General features: G+C 70.6%; 18 protein-coding genes and 1 tRNA gene. 13 read left to right on the top strand and 6 right to left on the bottom strand.

Annotation, left to right across the window (positions count from 1 at the left end; genetic code table 11):
* Positions 1-217: 217 nt before the first annotated feature.
* Entirely contained in the window at positions 218-853 is a 636-nt protein-coding gene (gene upp / locus ABZT02_RS25935; RefSeq protein ID WP_356021244.1) for a uracil phosphoribosyltransferase, read from the bottom strand.
* A 95-nt stretch (positions 854-948) separates the two neighbouring features.
* Here upp and ABZT02_RS25940 point away from each other — a divergent pair, with 95 nt between their 5' ends.
* From ABZT02_RS25940 to ABZT02_RS25975, 8 genes are all read left to right on the top strand, one after another.
* Positions 949-1,131 (top strand): hypothetical protein, encoded by a 183-nt coding sequence (locus ABZT02_RS25940; protein WP_007383124.1) that lies wholly within the window; start codon positions 949-951, stop codon positions 1,129-1,131.
* Positions 1,132-1,440: 309 nt separating this feature from the next.
* Positions 1,441-1,980, top strand: a complete 540-nt coding sequence (locus ABZT02_RS25945; protein WP_356021658.1) for a hypothetical protein — start codon at positions 1,441-1,443, stop codon at positions 1,978-1,980.
* A gap of 59 nt (positions 1,981-2,039) precedes the next feature.
* Positions 2,040-2,465 carry a tRNA adenosine(34) deaminase TadA gene (gene tadA / locus ABZT02_RS25950; protein ID WP_356021247.1) on the top strand — a complete coding sequence of 142 codons (426 nt, stop codon included), beginning with the start codon at positions 2,040-2,042 and terminating at the stop codon, positions 2,463-2,465.
* A gap of 45 nt (positions 2,466-2,510) precedes the next feature.
* Positions 2,511-2,595: transfer RNA gene (locus ABZT02_RS25955), tRNA-Ser, on the top strand.
* A 107-nt stretch (positions 2,596-2,702) separates the two neighbouring features.
* Entirely contained in the window at positions 2,703-2,879 is a 177-nt protein-coding gene (locus ABZT02_RS25960; protein WP_356021249.1) for a hypothetical protein, read from the top strand.
* Between the two features lie 19 nt (positions 2,880-2,898).
* Positions 2,899-3,192 (top strand): Dabb family protein, encoded by a 294-nt coding sequence (locus ABZT02_RS25965; RefSeq protein ID WP_356021251.1) that lies wholly within the window; start codon positions 2,899-2,901, stop codon positions 3,190-3,192.
* Positions 3,193-3,326: 134 nt separating this feature from the next.
* Positions 3,327-4,193 carry an RNA polymerase sigma factor SigF gene (locus ABZT02_RS25970; protein ID WP_356021253.1) on the top strand — a complete coding sequence of 289 codons (867 nt, stop codon included), beginning with the start codon at positions 3,327-3,329 and terminating at the stop codon, positions 4,191-4,193.
* Between the two features lie 327 nt (positions 4,194-4,520).
* Positions 4,521-5,414 (top strand): RNA polymerase sigma factor SigF, encoded by an 894-nt coding sequence (locus ABZT02_RS25975; protein WP_356021256.1) that lies wholly within the window; start codon positions 4,521-4,523, stop codon positions 5,412-5,414.
* A gap of 475 nt (positions 5,415-5,889) precedes the next feature.
* Here ABZT02_RS25975 and ABZT02_RS25980 read toward each other — a convergent pair whose 3' ends face one another.
* Positions 5,890-6,093, bottom strand: coding sequence for a hypothetical protein (locus ABZT02_RS25980; protein ID WP_356021258.1), 204 nt, complete (start codon positions 6,091-6,093; stop codon positions 5,890-5,892).
* A 195-nt stretch (positions 6,094-6,288) separates the two neighbouring features.
* Between ABZT02_RS25980 and ABZT02_RS25985 the strand changes: the two genes are divergently transcribed.
* The 5 genes from ABZT02_RS25985 (at position 6,289) to ABZT02_RS26005 (ending at position 11,383) form a co-directional block, all read left to right on the top strand.
* Positions 6,289-6,795 (top strand): MarR family transcriptional regulator, encoded by a 507-nt coding sequence (locus tag ABZT02_RS25985; RefSeq protein WP_356021261.1) that lies wholly within the window; start codon positions 6,289-6,291, stop codon positions 6,793-6,795.
* Positions 6,796-6,808: 13 nt separating this feature from the next.
* The gene (locus ABZT02_RS25990) at positions 6,809-9,355 is read left to right on the top strand and encodes an MFS transporter (RefSeq protein WP_356021263.1); all 2,547 of its coding nucleotides are present in this window, start codon (positions 6,809-6,811) and stop codon (positions 9,353-9,355) included.
* 90 nt (positions 9,356-9,445) lie between these two features.
* Entirely contained in the window at positions 9,446-10,267 is an 822-nt protein-coding gene (locus tag ABZT02_RS25995; RefSeq protein ID WP_356021265.1) for a YceI family protein, read from the top strand.
* A 35-nt stretch (positions 10,268-10,302) separates the two neighbouring features.
* Complete coding sequence (locus tag ABZT02_RS26000; protein WP_356021267.1) at positions 10,303-10,902, top strand: class I SAM-dependent methyltransferase; 600 nt, start codon at positions 10,303-10,305, stop codon at positions 10,900-10,902.
* A 4-nt stretch (positions 10,903-10,906) separates the two neighbouring features.
* Positions 10,907-11,383, top strand: a complete 477-nt coding sequence (locus ABZT02_RS26005) for a PPOX class F420-dependent oxidoreductase (RefSeq protein WP_356021269.1) — start codon at positions 10,907-10,909, stop codon at positions 11,381-11,383.
* A gap of 137 nt (positions 11,384-11,520) precedes the next feature.
* On the opposite strand, the gene ABZT02_RS26010 is transcribed toward ABZT02_RS26005, so the two are convergent.
* From ABZT02_RS26010 to ABZT02_RS26025, 4 genes are all read right to left on the bottom strand, one after another.
* Positions 11,521-12,276, bottom strand: coding sequence for a TetR/AcrR family transcriptional regulator (locus ABZT02_RS26010; protein ID WP_356021271.1), 756 nt, complete (start codon positions 12,274-12,276; stop codon positions 11,521-11,523).
* A gap of 114 nt (positions 12,277-12,390) precedes the next feature.
* Complete coding sequence (locus ABZT02_RS26015) at positions 12,391-13,914, bottom strand: MFS transporter (protein WP_356021274.1); 1,524 nt, start codon at positions 13,912-13,914, stop codon at positions 12,391-12,393.
* 104 nt (positions 13,915-14,018) lie between these two features.
* Positions 14,019-16,253, bottom strand: coding sequence for a glycosyltransferase family 39 protein (locus tag ABZT02_RS26020; RefSeq protein WP_356021276.1), 2,235 nt, complete (start codon positions 16,251-16,253; stop codon positions 14,019-14,021).
* Positions 16,253-17,803, bottom strand: a complete 1,551-nt coding sequence (locus tag ABZT02_RS26025) for a bifunctional glycosyltransferase family 2/GtrA family protein (protein WP_356021278.1) — start codon at positions 17,801-17,803, stop codon at positions 16,253-16,255. Before ABZT02_RS26025 ends, ABZT02_RS26020 begins: the two co-directional genes overlap by 1 nt.
* Positions 17,804-17,816 lie beyond the last annotated feature (13 nt).

Here is a 17,816-nt window from a genome sequence, read left to right on the forward strand (position 1 = left end):
CCGCCCGCAGCGGCCGGCGTCCGTCACCGAGCCCCTCTGAAGCAGCCGAGCCGCCGGACCGAGGACGGACACCCCCCACCCCGGCCCCGACCCACCCACCGAACCCAACGCGCTGCACAAGCCCCCACCGAAGCCGAACCAGGCCGCCGCAGGCACCAGGGGCGCGGGGAACTGCGCAAATACGCCCGCCCCCACCCACCCCGCAGGCAATACGTGACTACTCGGCCGCGCCGTACAGGCGGTCCCCCGCGTCACCCAGACCCGGCACGATGTACCCGTGTTCGTTGAGGTGGTCGTCGACCGCCGCCGTGACCACCGTGACCGGTGTGCCCGCCAGCTCGCGCTCCATGATCTCCACGCCCTCCGGCGCGGCCAGCAGGACCACCGCCGTCACGTCGTCCGCGCCGCGCCTGATCAGCTCACGGATCGCCGCCACCAGGGTGCCGCCGGTCGCGAGCATCGGGTCGAGGACGTACACCTGCCGCCCGGAGAGGTCCTCCGGCATGCGCGCGGCGTACGTGGTGGCCTGCAGCGTCTCCTCGTCGCGGATCATGCCGAGGAACCCCACCTCGGCGGACGGCAGCAGCCGGACCATGCCGTCCAGCATGCCGAGCCCGGCACGGAGGATCGGCACCACCAGCGGGCGGGGATACGACAGCTTCACACCGGTCGTGGGGGCGACCGGGGTACGGATGTCGACCGCCTCGGTGCGCACGTCGCGCGTGGCTTCGTAGGCGAGCAGGGTGACCAGCTCGTCGGCGAGACGACGGAAGGTCGCGGAGTCGGTGCGCTGGTCGCGCAGCGTGGTGAGTTTGTGGGCGACCAGAGGGTGGTCGACGACGTGGAGACGCATGTCCACACAGTAGCCGGGTCCATCGAACCCCTCGCGCTGGCGTCAAACCGCCCGACCGGGGGAAAGTGGGAGGGACGGACTGGGGTGGTGAACCGATGCCTGACCTGCCTGAGCACGAACCGTCGTCACAGGAGACCGACGCCGAGCGCCGGCGCCGGCGCGCGCAGTTCCTGCGCGATCTCGCCGAAGCCCGGGAACTGCGCGACCGGGTGCAGCCACGCCGCGCGAAGGTGGCCCGTCTGCGGCACGCGATGCGCATGCGGACGTTCCGCTGGTAAGGAAGATCACGTGGCCCGGACGCCTGGCGGCGCACTGGAGGTGCGCCGAACAGGTGGCCGTGCGTGGGTCCTTGGGAAAGCCGCGTACGATCCCGCTCGTGGCGGCGACGAGTGCGCCGGTGAGTCTTCACCGACGTGCCGACGCACGTGCGATCAAAACCACCGGACACAGGGTGCCGAAGACGTCCCCTGAACGCCTTGTTTCTGCCACGATTCCGAGTGGGTGGGGCTCGGAGCCGAGCTTCCCCGCCCGAACCTCCGCCGGGGGGACCCCCAACCGGCACGCCTATGACCAGTGGGAGAGTCACGGTGTACTTCGCCGCACTGCTCGCGCGCACCGAAGACGGGTGGGAAGCGAGCGACACAGAGCTCCTCGACAATGTGGAGACGCTGTCGGATCTGGCCGACCTCGCCCGGGAAGCCGCGGCCGAGGACGACACGGTGCTCGTGCTGATCGAGCAGGAGGACGCCTGGTTCGGCGTCGTCCGCATCGACGGCGAGGAAGACCCTCGTATCTACGTCTCGGACGCCGCCGCCGCCGCCCGCAGCTCGTACGGCGAGATCCTGCTCACCGCCGAACTGCTCGGAAGGGAGCCTGACGACGACCCCGACCTCGACGCCCTCGACCTCGACGGCACCGAGGACGGTGAGGACGAGGAGGCGGACGACGACGGCACCGCCGAGGCGGGCGGCTCCGGAGAGGCCGTGCCGCACGGCCCGGTCGGCGACCCGCAGGTCCTCGACGACCTGGGCGTCAGCGAGAAGGAGCTGAAGGCCCTGTCGGAGGACGCCCTCACCGAGATCGCCGACGCCCTGGGCGCCTCGGAGGTACTGGAGACCGTCCGCTGACCGCAGGGACCGAGAACGAGGGCACCCCCGACCCGGTACGCGACCGCTGGCGGGCCGCGATGCGGCTCGCCCTGGAAGAGGCCGGCAGGGCGGGCGCCGACGTGCCGGTGGGCGCCGTCGTACTGTCCCCGGACGGTACGACCGTGCTCGCGGCCGGCCACAACGAACGCGAGGCGGGCGGCGACCCGACCGCGCACGCGGAGGTCCTCGCGATCAGGCGGGCGGCGGCGGAGCTCGGCGAGTGGCGGCTGACCGGCTGCACGCTCGTCGTCACACTGGAGCCCTGCACGATGTGCGCGGGCGCGATCGTCCAGTCCCGGGTGGACCGGGTCGTCTACGGCGCCCGGGACGAGAAGGCCGGCGCGGCCGGTTCGCTCTGGGACGTCGTCCGCGACCGGCGCCTCAACCACCGCCCCGAAGTGGTCGGCGGCGTCCTCGCGGAGGAGTGCGCCGGACTCCTCACGGAGTTCTTCCGGGACCGCTGAATACCGATTTCAAGGCACGCCCCACCTTGCTGTAAGGTCTCCCTCGGTAGCGTGTCCGAGCGGCCGAAGGAGCTCGCCTCGAAAGCGAGTGTGGCGCAAGTCACCGAGGGTTCAAATCCCTCCGCTACCGCTTGAGAAGGGCCTCGTCGAGAGACGGGGCCCTTCGTGCGTACTGGATCACCCGGTTACACTCGCGCCCCAGAAGGAACAGAGGCACCAGAAGCGGGGGAGGCCGCGGTGGCGGTGAACGGAAAGAAGATCGCCGTCTATTTGCTCGTGGTCTTCGTGCTGTACGTGATCATCACGGACCCGAAAACGGCCGCCGGCTACGTGGAGATAGGGTTCCAGGGCATATCGGACGCCGCCAAGGCCGTGGGCGACTTCTTCACCTGGCTGGCCGACGGGGCCCACTGACAGACCCGAGGGAGCGCCCATGATCCGCCATCTCGTCCTCTTCAAGCTCGACGAGGGTGTCCAGCGCGACGACCCGCGCGTCCTCGCGGGCGTCGAGGCCTTCCGCGCGCTGGACGGGAAGATCCCCGAGATCCGCTTCTGGGAGCTGGGCTGGAACCTCAGCGACCGCCCCATCGCCTACGACTTCGCCATCAACTCCGGATTCGAGGACGCGGCCGCGTTGCGGACGTACGTCGAGCACCCGGAGCACCAGGCGGGCGTGGCGCTGTGGAAGGAGTTCGCCACCTGGGTGATCGCGGACTACGCGTACTGAGCCCGAGCGCTCCGAAGCCTCCTGCCGGGAACGCCGGGAGGCTTTTCTGCGTCTTTCACCCCACATTGCCCCTCAACACGGCCTAACCCAACGTTATACGGTGCTTGCACACAGTGCACATGTCTTGTGATGCTATGACCGCTTTTGACGGAGAGTTGACCAACGAAGAGGTGGCGTTGACCGTGGCGGCCAGTACCGCGCCTCCCCAGGAGGTCCCCCAAGAGGCCGCCCCACGCAGTCGCGGCGCCGACACCCGGGCGCTCACCCAGGTGCTCTTCGGCCAGTTGAAGGAGCTCCAGCCGGGCACGCCGGAGCACAACCGGGTGCGGACGGCGCTCATCGAGGCCAACCTCCCGCTCGTGCGCTACGCGGCCGCCCGCTTCCGCTCCCGCAGCGAGCCGATGGAGGACGTGATCCAGGTCGGCACCATCGGGCTCATCAACGCCATCGACCGCTTCGACCCCGACCGGGGCGTGCAGTTCCCGACCTTCGCGATGCCGACCGTCGTCGGCGAGATCAAGCGGTACTTCCGCGACAACGTCCGCACCGTCCACGTACCGCGCCGGCTGCACGAGCTGTGGGTGCAGGTCAACGGTGCGACGGAGGACCTGACGACCGCCTTCGGACGCACCCCGACGACCGCCGAGATCGCCGAGCGGCTGCGCATCACCGAGGACGAGGTGCTGTCCTGCATCGAGGCCGGGCGGTCGTACCACGCCACCTCGCTCGAGGCGGCCCAGGAGGGTGACGGACTGCCCGGCCTGCTCGACCGGCTCGGCTACGAGGACCCGGCGCTGGACGGCGTGGAACACCGCGACCTGGTCCGCCATCTACTGGTCCAACTCCCCGAGCGGGAGCAAAGAATCCTTCTTCTGCGCTACTACAGCAATCTCACCCAGTCGCAAATCAGCGCGGAACTCGGCGTCTCACAGATGCACGTTTCGAGGCTACTCGCGCGTAGCTTCCAGCGGCTGCGATCCGCCAATCGGATCGACGCATAGCCTTCGGCGGATAGCGGATGCATAAGGGGCGCACGGTCGCACGTTCCGGAACACCGCAGTTCGCAAGCAGTATCGAGAGGTAACCGGCGCGAGCGAATCGCTCACCGGCGCCGTTCCCGGCACTTCTGGGCCGAAAGACCGTCAGACCCCCTTTATCCAGGGCGTATTCGGGTCTCACATGTCGACATGTCACTACAGCGTGTTGCCGACATGTGACATTCTGCCGGAAGCGCGTTTGCCGAGGCTTCGGCTCCGGTATTCAGGTGAAGGCTGACGTTCCACCACGGGGCGTTCGCCGCGACCGTCCCGCGACCCAAAGGGGGTGGCATGTCCGCAGATCAGGGCAGCTCGAAGGTGCTTATGCTCACCAAGAGCGAGGCTGAGCCCACACTCGACGACGTCACGGCCGTCGAGGCCGCGCCGGCCCCGGCGCTCCCGGCTCCCCCGACGGTGTCCGGAGCCATCGACACCCGCACCCTGTCCCGCTCCCTCTTCCTGCGGCTCGCCGCACTCGACGAGAACAGCCCCGAGCGCGCGTACGTCCGGGACACCCTCATCGAGCTCAACCTCCCGCTGGTGCGCTACGCGGCGGCCCGTTTCCGCTCGCGCAACGAGCCGATGGAGGACATCGTCCAGGTCGGCACCATCGGCCTGATCAAGGCGATCGACCGCTTCGACTGCGAACGCGGCGTGGAGTTCCCGACGTTCGCCATGCCGACCGTCGTCGGTGAGATCAAGCGGTTCTTCCGCGACACGTCGTGGTCGGTGCGCGTCCCGCGCCGCCTGCAGGAGTTGCGGCTGGCCCTCACCAAGGCCAGCGACGACCTCTCCCAGAAGCTGGACCGCTCTCCGACGGTCGCCGAACTCGCCTCCGTGCTGGGCGTGTCCGAGGAGGACGTCGTCGACGGCCTCGCGGTCGGCAACGCGTACACGGCCTCCTCGCTCGACTCCCCGGCCCCCGAGGACGACGGCGGCGAGGGCTCCCTCGCGGACCGCCTCGGCTACGAGGACACGGCTCTGGAGGGCGTCGAGTACCGGGAGTCCCTGAAGCCGCTGCTGGCCAAACTCCCGCCCCGTGAGCGCCAGATCATCATGCTGCGCTTCTTCGCCAACATGACCCAGTCACAGATCGGCGAGGAGGTCGGCATCTCCCAGATGCACGTCTCACGCCTGCTGACCCGCACGCTGGCACAGCTGCGGGAAGGGCTCATCTCGGACTGACCCCTGCGGGGCGCTGCGCTGTGCTTGAACCGGGCGCCTAACGGTCGTGCCGGGTCAGGTCACAGGGCGCGCACCGGTCCGTTGGGGCTGGGCGCGCAGTTCCCCGCGGGCAGCTTGCGCTGTGCCTGAACCGGGCGCCTACGGTCGTGCCGGGTTAGGTCACAGAGGGCGCGCACCGGCCCGTTGGGGCTGGGCGCGCAGTTCCCCGCGCCCCTAGGGGGTTGCAGGCGGCCTGCGCCATGACGGGCGGTCGCCACCCTGGGACGTCGTCTGGCGGCGGGTCCGTTGGGGCGGTCGCGCAGTTCCCCGCGCCCCTAGGGGGTTGCGGGCGGTCTGCGCCATCCTGCGACGCCGTCGGTCCGTTGGGGCTGGGCGGCGCGCAGGGCTACCGGAACGGCAGACCTGTACGGCGGCCAGGGGCCGGGCCGTCCCGGCCCCGGCCCCGACGCATCTGCGCTCACCGCACCCGCGGGCGTTACTTCAGCGCCAGCCAAGCCACCGCCGCGACGATCGCCACGGCGACCACCACGCCGATGATGAGGCCGATGCGCGGGCCGCCGGAGGTGGCGGCGGGCGCGGTCTGCTGTCGGCCCTGCGGGCCCTCGTCGACGAACGCGCGGAACATCTGGGTGCTGCCGGCGGGGTCGTGGTTACCCTGGGGGACCTGGTTCTCAGCCATGCCCAGAGACCCTAGCGAATCCGGCTGCCGGGCCCAAGTGCGGGGCTCACAGGGGTAGCACAGGCGCCCACATGCAGGTTTACGTTCGCAATACTTGCCTTTGCCAAGTTTTTATGACGCACCCACCCGTTTTTATTTGCCTGTAGCAACCAAGCACGCCTATGGTTGCCCTAAGCAACGAATACGGGAGGTGTGATGGCCGAGCAGACGCGATACGAGGAGCTGATCCGCCAGTTCAGCGCCTTCGGAGCCGTGAAGAGGGAGATAGGGCGGATGATGCCGTCCGAGTGCCCCTCCGGTTCCGCCGCCGTGCTGACCCTGCTCGGGCGCTACGGGGACATGCGCATGAGCAAGCTCTCCGAGCTGCTCGCCGTGGACATGTCGGTCACCAGCCGCCACGTCGCGCACGTCGCCGAGCGCGGCTGGATCGAGCGCTCCCCCGACCCGGCGGACAAGCGCTCCCGCATCCTGCGTCTGACCCCGGCCGGCCGGTCGCTCCTCGACCAGCTGTCCCGGCGGACCTGCCAGATGCTCGCCGAGCGGATGAGCGACTGGAGCGACGCCGAAGTGGCCCAGCTGACCGCGCTGATGGCCCGCCTGCGGGCGAGCTTCGACGACACCCGCGCCCACGGCCCCGAGCCCCGGCCGCCCGCACCCCTCGTACTCGAACAGACCACCCGTACACCCGCGATCACCCAGTAAGAGAAGGAAGCACATGGCTACGACCACACCGACCGGTGTGCGGGCTCACGCCAAGCACGGGGGAGGCTCCGCCGAGTACGCCCCGATGACGCACCGGCAGATCATGGAGGCCATCTCCGGCCTGCTGCTCGGCATGTTCGTGGCGATCCTGTCGTCCACGATCGTCACCAACGCGCTCCCGCACATCATCAGCGACCTCGGCGGCGGCCAGTCCGCCTACACCTGGGTCGTCACCGCCTCGCTGCTGGCGATGACGGCGACCACTCCCCTGTGGGGCAAGCTCGCGGACCTGTACAGCAAGAAGGCGCTCGTCCAGATAGCCCTGGTCATCTACGTCCTGGGCTCCGCGGCGGCAGGTCTGTCGCACAACTCCGGCATGCTCATCGCCTGCCGTGTCGTCCAGGGCGTCGGCGTCGGCGGTCTGTCCGCCCTCGCGCAGATCGTCATGGCGGCGATGATCTCCCCGCGTGAGCGCGGCCGTTACTCCGGCTACCTCGGCGCGACCTTCGCCGTGGCCACCGTCGGCGGCCCGCTGCTCGGCGGTGTCATCACCGACACCTCGTGGCTCGGCTGGCGCTGGTGCTTCTACGTCGGCGTCCCCTTCGCCGTCATCGCGCTGATCGTGCTGCAGAAGACCCTGCACCTGCCCACCGTGAAGCGGGACGTCAAGGTCGACTGGGCCGGCGCCACCTTCGTCGCCGCCGCCGTCTCGCTGCTGCTCGTCTGGGTCACCTTCGCCGGTGACAAGTACGACTGGGTGTCGTGGCAGACGTACACGATGGTCGGCGGTTCGATCGTGCTCGGTCTGCTGTTCGTGCTGATCGAGTCCAAGGCGACCGAGCCGATCATCCCGCTGCGCCTCTTCAGGAACCGCACCATCACGCTCGCGTCGCTGGCCTCGCTGTTCGTCGGTGTCGCGATGTTCACCGGCACGGTCTTCTTCAGCCAGTACTTCCAGCTGGCCCGCGACAAGTCCCCGACGATGTCGGGTGTGATGACCATCCCGATGATCGGCGGACTGTTCATCTCCTCGACCGTCTCGGGGCAGTTCATCACCCGCACCGGACGCTGGAAGGCGTGGCTGGTCAGCGGTGGCGTGCTGGTGACGGCGGGCCTCGGCCTGCTCGGGACCATCCGGTACGACACGGCGTACTGGAAGATGTCGATCTTCATGGCCCTGCTGGGTCTGGGCATCGGCATGATGATGCAGAACCTGGTGCTGTGCACGCAGAACCAGGTCGAACCGAGTGACCTCGGCGCCGCCAGCTCCACGGTGACCTTCTTCCGTTCCCTCGGTGGTGCGGTCGGCGTCTCCGCGCTCGGCGCGGTCATGGCTCACCGGATCACGCACTACGTCTCGGACGGCGTCGCCGCCCTCGACCCCAAGTACCAGGCCGCGCTGTCCGGTTCCGGCTCCTCCACCGACAGCATCCCGGACATGAACAAGCTGCCGGTCCCGGTGCGCACCCTCATGGAGAGCGCCTACGGCCACGGCATCGCCGACGTGTTCCTGATCGCCGGTGTCCTCGCGGCCGTCGCGTTCCTGATCACCCTGTTCATCAAGGAGGTCCCGCTGCGGACCAAGGGCGCGCTGGCACAGGCCGCGGCGGACGAGTCGCCGGCCGAGGCGCCCGCGGAAACGGCCGAGGCACCCGCGGAAACGTCTGAGGCTCCGGCTGCCGGGCACACCCCGAGCTGGGCCACGACCACCTCCGACACCGAGACCTCCCCCGACGGCACGCAGCGGTTGTCCGCCGTGGCCACGCTCGCCCGTCCGGAGGCGTCCGGGGAGGGCTCCGGCGGCATCCCGGTCCGCGGCTTCGTCCGCGGCAACGAGAGCGAGCCGGTCCCGCAGGCCGCGGTCACCCTGATCTCGCTCGCGGGACGGCAGCTGGGCCGGTCGGTCACCCAGGCCGACGGTTCCTACGCCGTCGAGGCGCCGAGCGTCGGGTCGTACGTCCTGATCGCCTCCGCGGACGGCTTCCAGCCGCAGGCCTCCACGGTGCTGGTGAACGGCGAGCCGGTCGCCTACGACGTCCTCCTCAGCGGCACCAGCGGGCTGAACGGGCTCGTGCGGGCCGCGCAGAACGGGGAGCCCGTCAAGGACGCCATGGTGATCGTCACCGATGTGCGGGGCGATCTGCTGGCCACCGGAACCACCGGTGAGCAGGGCGAGTTCGCCTTCGGCGAGCTGGTGCCGGGTGCGGTGACCGTCGCGGTCAACGCCGCCGGGTTCCGGCCGCGCGCCCTGCCCGTCGAGGTCGGCGGCACCGGCGTCACCCGGATCGAGGTCGACCTCGACTCGGGCGCCCGCCTCCAGGGTGTCGTCCGGGCGCCGCACGGTCCGCTGGCCGACGCGCGGGTCACCCTCGTGGACGCGGCCGGCAACGTGGTCGGCACCGCCACCACCGGGACGGATGGGGCGTACGCCTTCACCGACCTGGACGGCGGCGAGTACACGGTCATCGCGACGGGCTACCCGCCGCAGGCGACGGCCCTGACGGTGAACGGCCCCGGCGTCGACGGCCACGACATCGAACTCGCCCACCCCGGCGAGTAGTTCACCCGCTCCGGCCCGTGGCAGGGAGCGCGCTCCGAGCGGAGGTGCGCGCCCCGCCACGGGCCGGTCTTCTTCGAGGAGTTACGTGAAATGGGACTGAGCGCGAGGATCCGGACCCGGGACGGCTGGGCCGTGTCGCACGCGGTCGTCACGGTGACCGACATGACCGGCACGCAGGTGCTGCGCGCGGAGGCGGACGCGGAGGGCGCCGTACGGGACGCCGATCCGCTGGAGCCGGGACCGTACACCGTCATCGTCACGGCCGTCGGCTACGCGCCCGCCGCCTCCAGCGCGATCGTCACCGCCAGCGGCCGGGCCGAGGTCGGCACGGTCACGCTGGCCCGCATCGGCGGGGCGGAACTCCCGCCGCCGGGGCCCTGGACCGTCGACCCGGCGCACTCGAGTGTGGGCGCGGTCGCCCAGCACCTGGGCATCTCCAGCGTGCACGGCCGTTTCACCGACTTCACGGCGGCCATCGAGGTCGCCCCGGACGACGTGACCAAGTCCCGGGTGGAGGCGGTGATCCGGGCCGCCTCCATCGACACGGGGAACGCGATGCGGGACGAGCACCTGAGGTCGGCGGACTTCCTGGACGTGGAGCGGTACCCCGAGATCACCTACCGGTCGACGGGGCTGACGGTGGCCGGCACGGATCGCTGGACGGTCCGTGGGGAGCTGACGATGCGGGGTGTCGTACGGCCGGTGGACCTGGACCTCGCCTATCTGGGCACGGGCGCCGATCCCTGGGGTGGGACCCGCGCGGCCTTCCGGGCGACGACCCAGCTGCGGCGGGAGGACTTCGCCATGAACTACAACCAGGTCGTGCAGGCGGGGATCGCCGCGATCGGTACGACGCTGAAGGTCGAGCTCGACGTCCAGGCGGTGCAGGGGGATTCGCTGCCGCAGGCCTGAGGGCGTTGTCAGTGGCGGGTCGTACGGTTCGGGGTATGGAGCGGACCACGGGGGTGCAGGGCTACTACGCCGAGTCGGCGGAGCGGCTGGGGAGGATGTACGAGAGCGTCTCGTTCGAGGCCGTGCACGGGGCGCTGCTGGATCTGCTGCCGGAGGCGCCCGCGCGGGTGCTGGACGTCGGCGCCGGGACCGGGCGGGACGCGGCGGCGCTGGCCGCGCGCGGGTACACCGTCGACGCGGTGGAGCCGGTGGCGGAGTTGCGCCGAGTGGCCGAGCGGCTGCATCCCGGCAGTGGAGTGACCTGGCGGGCGGGCGCGTTGCCGGAGATACCGGGCGTGCGGGGGCCGTACGACGTCGTGCTGCTGTCCGCGGTGTGGATGCATCTGCGGCCGGAGGAGCGGTCCGTCGCGATGGGGCGCCTGGCCGAGCTGCTCGCGCCCGGCGGGCTCCTGCTGATCACCCTGCGGCGCGGGAAGCCGCCCGCGGACCGGCTCATGTTCGACATCCCTCCGGAAGAGGTCGTCCGGCATGGGGTGGAGGCGGGGCTGAGGTTGCTGCGGACCGTGGCCGAGGGTGCGGACCGGCTCGGCCGGGACACGGTTCACTGGCACGCCGTGGCGCTCCAACTAGGCTGATTCCATGGCACCGAACATTGCGACGAACAAGTCCGTCTCCCTGGCGGAGCTGCTGGACTTCGTACGGCCCCGGCACCGGGCGATCCTGCTGACGCGGCGGGCGGACGGGTCCCCGCAGGCCTCGCCGTTGACCTGCGGGGTGGACGACTCGGGGCGGATCGTCGTGTCGACGTACCCCGAGCGGGCGAAGACGCGGAACGCGAAGCGGGATGCGCGGGTCAGCGTGATCGTGCTGAGCGACGAGTGGGACGGGCCGTGGGTCCAGGTGGACGGGACCGCGGAGGTCATCGACTCGCCGGAGTCCGTGGAGCCGCTCGTGGAGTACTTCCGGAACATCTCCGGGGAGCATCCTGACTGGGACGAGTACCGTTCGGCGATGGAGCGGCAGGGGAAGTCGATCATCCGGGTCACTCCGGTGCGGTGGGGGCCGGTGGCGACCGGTGGTTTCCCGGCGAGGTTGGCTTCGCCGCCGGACGCCTAGAGGGTGGGGGCTGCCCGTTCGTCGCCGGCTGCCGGTTCGTCGGCGGCTGTCGGTTCGTCGGCGGCTGCCCGTTCGTCGGCGGCTGCCCGTTCGTTGTGGCTGGTCGCGCAGTTGCCCGCGCCCCTGGGGTGGCGTCCCTACGTGGGTTCGACCATCGCCTCGATTCCCTTGACCAGGAGCTCCAGGGCGAACGCGAAGTCCCTGTCCCGCATCTCCTCCACCGTGTCGCCGCCCCTCGCCGTCATGATCTCCTCGTTCTCCTTGAGCATCTCGGCGGCACCGGGGGCCCGGCCGGCGGTGGTCATGGCGTGGCGGAAGTAGGCCTCCTGGGTCATACCGGCCTGAGCGGAGCGGGTGATGAAGTGGCCCTCGATGGTGCCGAAGCCGTAGACGAACTGGAAGACGGCGGAGATCGCGCCGGTGATGCCGTGTGCGGGCAGGCCGGTCTTGCGGACGACCCGGTGCACGGTCCGGGACAGGGCCAGGGAGTTGGGGCCGATGTTGAGGAAGGTGCCGGCCAGCGGTGAGACCCAGGGGTGCCGGACCAGGAGTCTCCGGTACTCCCCGGCCACCGTGCGCAGTTGGTCCCGCCAGTCCTCGTCGGCGTCGGGGTCCGGCAGTTCCGGCTCGCCGAAGACCGCGTCCAGGGCGAGTTCGAGGAGGTCGTCCTTGGTGTCGACGTACCAGTAGACGGACATCGCGGTCACGTTCAGCTCAGCGGCCAGCCGCCGCATCGAGAACTTGGCCAGCCCCTCGGCGTCCAGGAGACGGACGGTGACCTCGGTGATCCGGTCCCGGTCCAGCCCCGAGGGCTGCCCACGCCCAGCCCGGCGCACCTTGCCTTCCAGCCAGACACTGGTCCGACCTGGGGCCTTCTGACCTGCGTCAGCCATTGCGCACCTTCCCGAAACATCCGTTCACTGACCAAAGATGCTAGGCCCCATAGGGGCGCGGGAACTGCGCGACCGGCCACGATGAACCCGCACCCGCCGTCGGGCGAGAAGCCCTCACCCCCTCAGGCGACTTTCCCCTCGCTCAGCCCGCCGCAACAACACCCCCGCAATCACCCCGCCCAGCAACACGGCCACCGCCCCCACCATCTGACTGCTCTCCAGGCCGGAGGCGAACGCGTCGGTGATCCGTCCCCTCTCCGACGCCGACCCCGCCTCCGCCAAGGCCCCCGGCAGGGACACCGCCGCCACGGAAATCCCCGCGGCGAACCGCGCGTTGAGCACCGCGCCCAGCACCGCGACCCCCAGCCCCTGCCCGAACTCCGCCACCGTGCCGTTGATCCCCGCGCCGACCCCGGCCTTCTCCGGCGGGATCGCGCTCATGATCGCGTGCGCCATCGCGGGACTGGCGACCGCCGCCCCCGCGCCGATCAGCACCAGCCCCAGCAGCGTGCCGGGATACCCGTGGTCGGTGAGTGTGGCGATGGAGAGGAGGCCCGCGGCCATCACCGCCATGCCCAGGCCGATGGAGAGCGGTGTCCCGAGCCTCGCCGACCACTTCGCCGCCACGCCGGTGAAGTTGAGGGCCACGATCATCAGCGCGAGCGGTGCCGTCCGCAGCCCCGCCTCCAGGGGGCCGTAGCCGAGGACGAACTGCATGTGCTGGGTGAGCAGGAAGAGCGATCCGCCCATGCCGAAGGTGATCAGGACCGCCCCCGCCACCGCTCCCGTGAACCGGCGGTCGCGGAAGAAGTGCATGTCGAGCATGGGATGGGGGATCCGGCTCTCCCAGAACGCGAACCCGGCGAGGACCACGACCGCCACGGCCGCCGGGGCCAGCACCCGGCCGGACGTCCATCCGTGCTCGGGGCCGGAGATGATCGCGAAGACCAGGGAGGCCATGCCGATCGTGGACAGCAGGGCGCCGAGCAGATCGGGGCGGTCGCCGCGCTCCGGAGGTCCGGGGGTGGTCCCCCGGAAAGCCACAGCCTTCGACTCGGGGACCAGGATGACCACCGCGACCAGCGCGAGCGCGGCGACCGGCAGGTTGATCAGGAAGATCGCGCCCCACCAGAAGTGGTTCAGCATGAAGCCGCCGAGGAGGGGCCCGGTCGCGAAGCCCAGGGAGTTCACCGCCGCCCAGATGCCGATCGCCTTCGGCTGCTCCTCGGGCGCGAAGATCTGCATGGCCACGGCGAGGGTGGTGGTCATCAGCAGCGCGCCGCCCACGCCCATCCCGGCCCGTGCCGCGATCAGCTGGGCGGTGGAGTCGGCGAGACCCGCGACCAGCGACCCGACCCCGAACAGCACCAGTCCCGCCGCCAGCATCTTCTTGCGGCCGTAGCGGTCGGCCGCGCTGCCCGCGGTGAGCAGGAGCCCCGACTGCACCAGCGAGTACGCGTTGATCATCCACTGGATGTCGGAGGTGGCGGCGCCCAGTTCGCGGGTGAGCGAGGGGATCGCCACGTTCAGGATCGTGTTGTCGAGCAGCACGGTGAGCTGCGCGAGACAGATGACGCCGAGTATCAGCCAGCGCTGGGGATGGCCCTGGGAGACGGTGACGGGGGCGGGAGCGGTCATGTTGTACACCGTAGAGCAACTCTTATACGGCGTACAACACACTTTCCCGCCGTACGACGAGAAGGGCGGCGACCGGAGTCACCGCCCTTCTCGTGGGAGAACCGTCAGCCGCTCGTCTTCTGGGTGAGGTCGTAGAAGGTGGCCGAACCGACCGTGACCTTCTTGAAGTTGGCCTCGACCCACGAGGTGATCTGCGAGGACGTACCACTGCTGCTGCCGCCCATGCCGCCGCCTGAGCCGCTGGAGATGAAGTAGTGGATCCTCCCGTCCGCCACGTACTCCTTGAACTGGGCCAGTGTCGGGGACGGGTCGGTGCCGTTGAAGCCGCCGATCGCCATCACCGGGTCGCCGGTGGAGAGCTGGTAACTCGCCGCGTTCTGGGCGCCGATGGCCGCCGCGGCCCAGGTGTACTTCGACGCGTCGGTCTCCAGCAGCTTCTTGGCCTCGGAGGTGACGCTCGCGCCGTTCAGCAGACCGCCGACGCCACCGCCGCCGCCCCCGGCCATGCCGCCGCCGTCAGCCGTCTGACCGCCGGGGCCGCCCTGCTGACCCTGGGTGCCGCCGTTGCCGTTCTGCTGGTTCTGGCCGGGCATGCCCCCGCCGGGGAAGCCGCCCGTGCCGCCGCCCTGCGGGGTGCCGTTGCCGTTCTGCTGGTTCTGGCCCTGCTGACCCTGCTGGCCGTTCTGGCCGTTCTGGCCGTTCCGGCCGGGCATGGCGCCGCCGAAGCCGCCCCGGCCACCGCCGCCACCGCCCGGACCGCCGCCGCCCATCATGGACGCGCCCGCCGGGCCCGCCGTCACGATGGAACCGCTGTGGCCCTCCTGGAGGGTGCTGATCGTGTACGCCGTCGGGCCCGCCAGGGAGGCCACCAGGCCCAGGGAGGCCGCCGCGAGGGCGAGTTGACGGGTGACGCGGCCCGCGAAGATCAGGCCGAGCGCGGCGACCAGGCCCCCGATCAGGACCAGGTACTTCAGCCAGGGCAGGTAGTCGGAGGTGCGGTTGAGCAGGACGTAGCTCCAGGCCGCCGCCGCCACGACCGAGGCCGCGAGGGTGATCGACGCCCACAGTTCGGCGCGCTTCTCCCACAGGATGCCCGCGCCCATGCCGATCACGGCCGCCAGGTAGGGGGCGAGGGCCACTGTGTAGTACTGGTGGAAGATGCCCGCCATGTAGCTGAAGACGACCATGGTCATCAGCAGTGAGCCGCCCCAGACCAGGAACGAACCGCGGGTCACCGACGTGCGGCTGAGCCTGCGGGTAGCCACCAGACCGGCGACCAGCAGGATCAGCGCGGCCGGCAGCAGCCAGGAGATCTGGCCACCGATCTCGGAGTTGAACATCCGGTCCCAGCCGGTCGCGCCCCACTGCCCGGTACCGCCTGCGCCACCCCCGCCGCCGACCGAGCCGGTCTCGTCGCCGCTGAGGCGGCCGAAGCCGTTGTAGCCGAAGGTCAGTTCAAGGAAGGAGTTGTTCTGGGAGCCGCCGATGTAGGGGCGCGAAGAGGCCGGCCACAGCTCGACGATCGCGACCCACCAGCCGCCGGAGATGACCAACGCGAGGGTGGCCACGGCCAGTTGACCGAGCCGCTTCCTGACGGAGACCGGCGCGCAGACGGCGTAGACGATCGCCAGCGGCGGCAGGATCAGGAAGGCCTGGAGGGTCTTGGCGAGGAACGCGAAGCCGATCGCGGCACCGGCCCACAGCAGCCACTTCGTCCGGCCGTCCTCCAGGGCGCGGACCACCAAGTAGCAGGCCACGGCCATCAGGAGGGCCAGCATGGCGTCGGGGTTGTTGAACCGGAACATCAGCGCCGCGACGGGGGTGAGCGCGAGCACGGCGCCCGCGATCAGACCGGCCGCGGGGCTGAACCGGCGGCGCACGGAGGCGTAGACGACGGCGACCGTGCCGACGCCCATGAGGACCTCGGGGGCGAGGATCGCCCAGGAGTTCAGGCCGAAGATCCGCACCGACAGCTCCATCGGCCACAGCGAGGCCGGGGGCTTGTCGACGGTGATGGCGTTGCCCGCGTCCAGCGAGCCGAAGAAGAACGCCTTCCAGGACTGGCTGCCGGCCTGGACCGCCGCCGAGTAGAAGGAGTTGGCGTAGCCGGAGGAGCTCAGGTCGTACAGGTAGAGCAGGAGGGTCGCGGCCAGCAGGCCGAGGAAGGCCGGGCGCGCCCAGCGGGGGTCCTCGGGGCGGCCGCGCCACAGTCTGCGCACGAAGGGCTGCTGGGGTTCACCGGATTCGGGGGCCGGGGGAGCGACCGGCGCCTCGGGGGCCGTCGCCGCCGGACCCCACCCGGAACCCTGCTGGGTCGGGTGGTCGGTCTGCGTGGTCATCAGGAGTTCCTCGGGTCGGTGTCGGTCGGGCGCACCGGCTGCAACTGCACGGTGGCGTCCTTCCAGGAGCGCTGCTCCGCGGCTTCACCGGCGCGGAACTCGGTCGTGTCGTACGGGGACGGCGGGCTGTACGGGGACGGCGGGGTGTACGGCGTCGTGGCGTACCGGTTCACCGTCGGGCGCTGGGGCAGCGGCGCGTAGGGCTGCTGCGGGAGTTGCTGCGGGATCTGCTGCTGCGGGACCTGCTGAGCGGCGTAGGCCGGCGAGGACGGGGCGTGGGTGGTGACCACCGTGGACCGGGGCTGGTCGTCACCGCGGTCGGGGAAGACCCAGGCCCGGAAGAGCAGGAAGCGCAGCACGGTCGCCGCGAGGTTGGCGGCGATCAGCACCGCCAGCTCGGTGGAGTGCGCGGGGTCGCTGCTGGCCGCGTTGAGCGCGGCGAGGGAGCCGCTGGTCAGCGCGAGACCGATACCGAAGACGACCAGGCCCTGCGCCTGGTGCCGGACGGCGCCGCCCCGCCCGCGCACCCCGAAGGTCAGGCGCCGGTTGGCGGCGGTGTTGGCGACCGCGGAGACCAGCAGGGCCAGCGCGTTGGCGATCTGGGAGCCGCCGAACTGGCGGAAGCCGCTGTAGAGCAGCAGGTAGAAGAGGGTCGACAGACCGCCGACGACACAGAACCCGACGAGCTGGCGGGCCAGCCCCTTCGGCACGTCCTGGATATCGCGGTCGCGCGGGTCGTCGCCGAACGGCCGGGTGATCCGGTCCAGCGGCAGCGATCCGCCCGCCAGGGCCTTGCCCACCCGCCACACCCCCTTCAGGTCCTCGGTCGCCGTCTTGACGATGTGGACGGTGGAGTCGGGGTCGTCGACCCAGTCGACGGGCACTTCGTGGATACGGAGTCCCGCGCGCTCGGCGATGACCAGCATCTCGGTGTCGAAGAACCAGCCGGTGTCCTCGACGAGCGGCAGCAGGACCTGCGCTACGTCACGCCGGATGGCCTTGAAGCCGCACTGCGCGTCGGAGAAGCGGGCCTGGAGCGAGCCGCGCAGGATGAGGTTGTAGGCGCGGCTGATGAACTCCCGCTTGGGGCCGCGCACGACCCGGGAGCTGCGGGTGAGCCGGGAGCCGATCGCCAGGTCGGAGTGGCCCGAGATCAGCGGGGCCACCAGCGGCAGCAGGGCGTTGAGGTCGGTGGACAGGTCCACGTCCATGTAGGCGAGGACCGGGGCGTCCGAGGCGGACCAGACGGTCCGCAGCGCCCGGCCGCGGCCCTTCTGGTCCAGCCGGAAGGCCCTGACCTCCGGTATCTCCGCCTCCAGCCCCCGCGACACCAGGGGAGTGGTGTCCGTCGACGCGTTGTCCGCGATGGTGATGCGGAACGCGTACGGGAACGTGCGCTTGAGGTGCTCGTGCAGTCTCAGCACACACGGCTGGAGGTCCTTCTCCTCGTTGTAGACGGGGATCACTACGTCCAGGACAGGCGTACCGGCGTCGCCGGCCGGGAGGTGCTCCCGCGCCGGCAGGGTGCCGGGAGAAGAGTCGGTTCGCATGGGAACGACTCTG

It is taken from the genome of Streptomyces sp. NPDC005402, assembly GCF_040606575.1.
GTDB lineage: Bacteria > Actinomycetota > Actinomycetes > Streptomycetales > Streptomycetaceae > Streptomyces.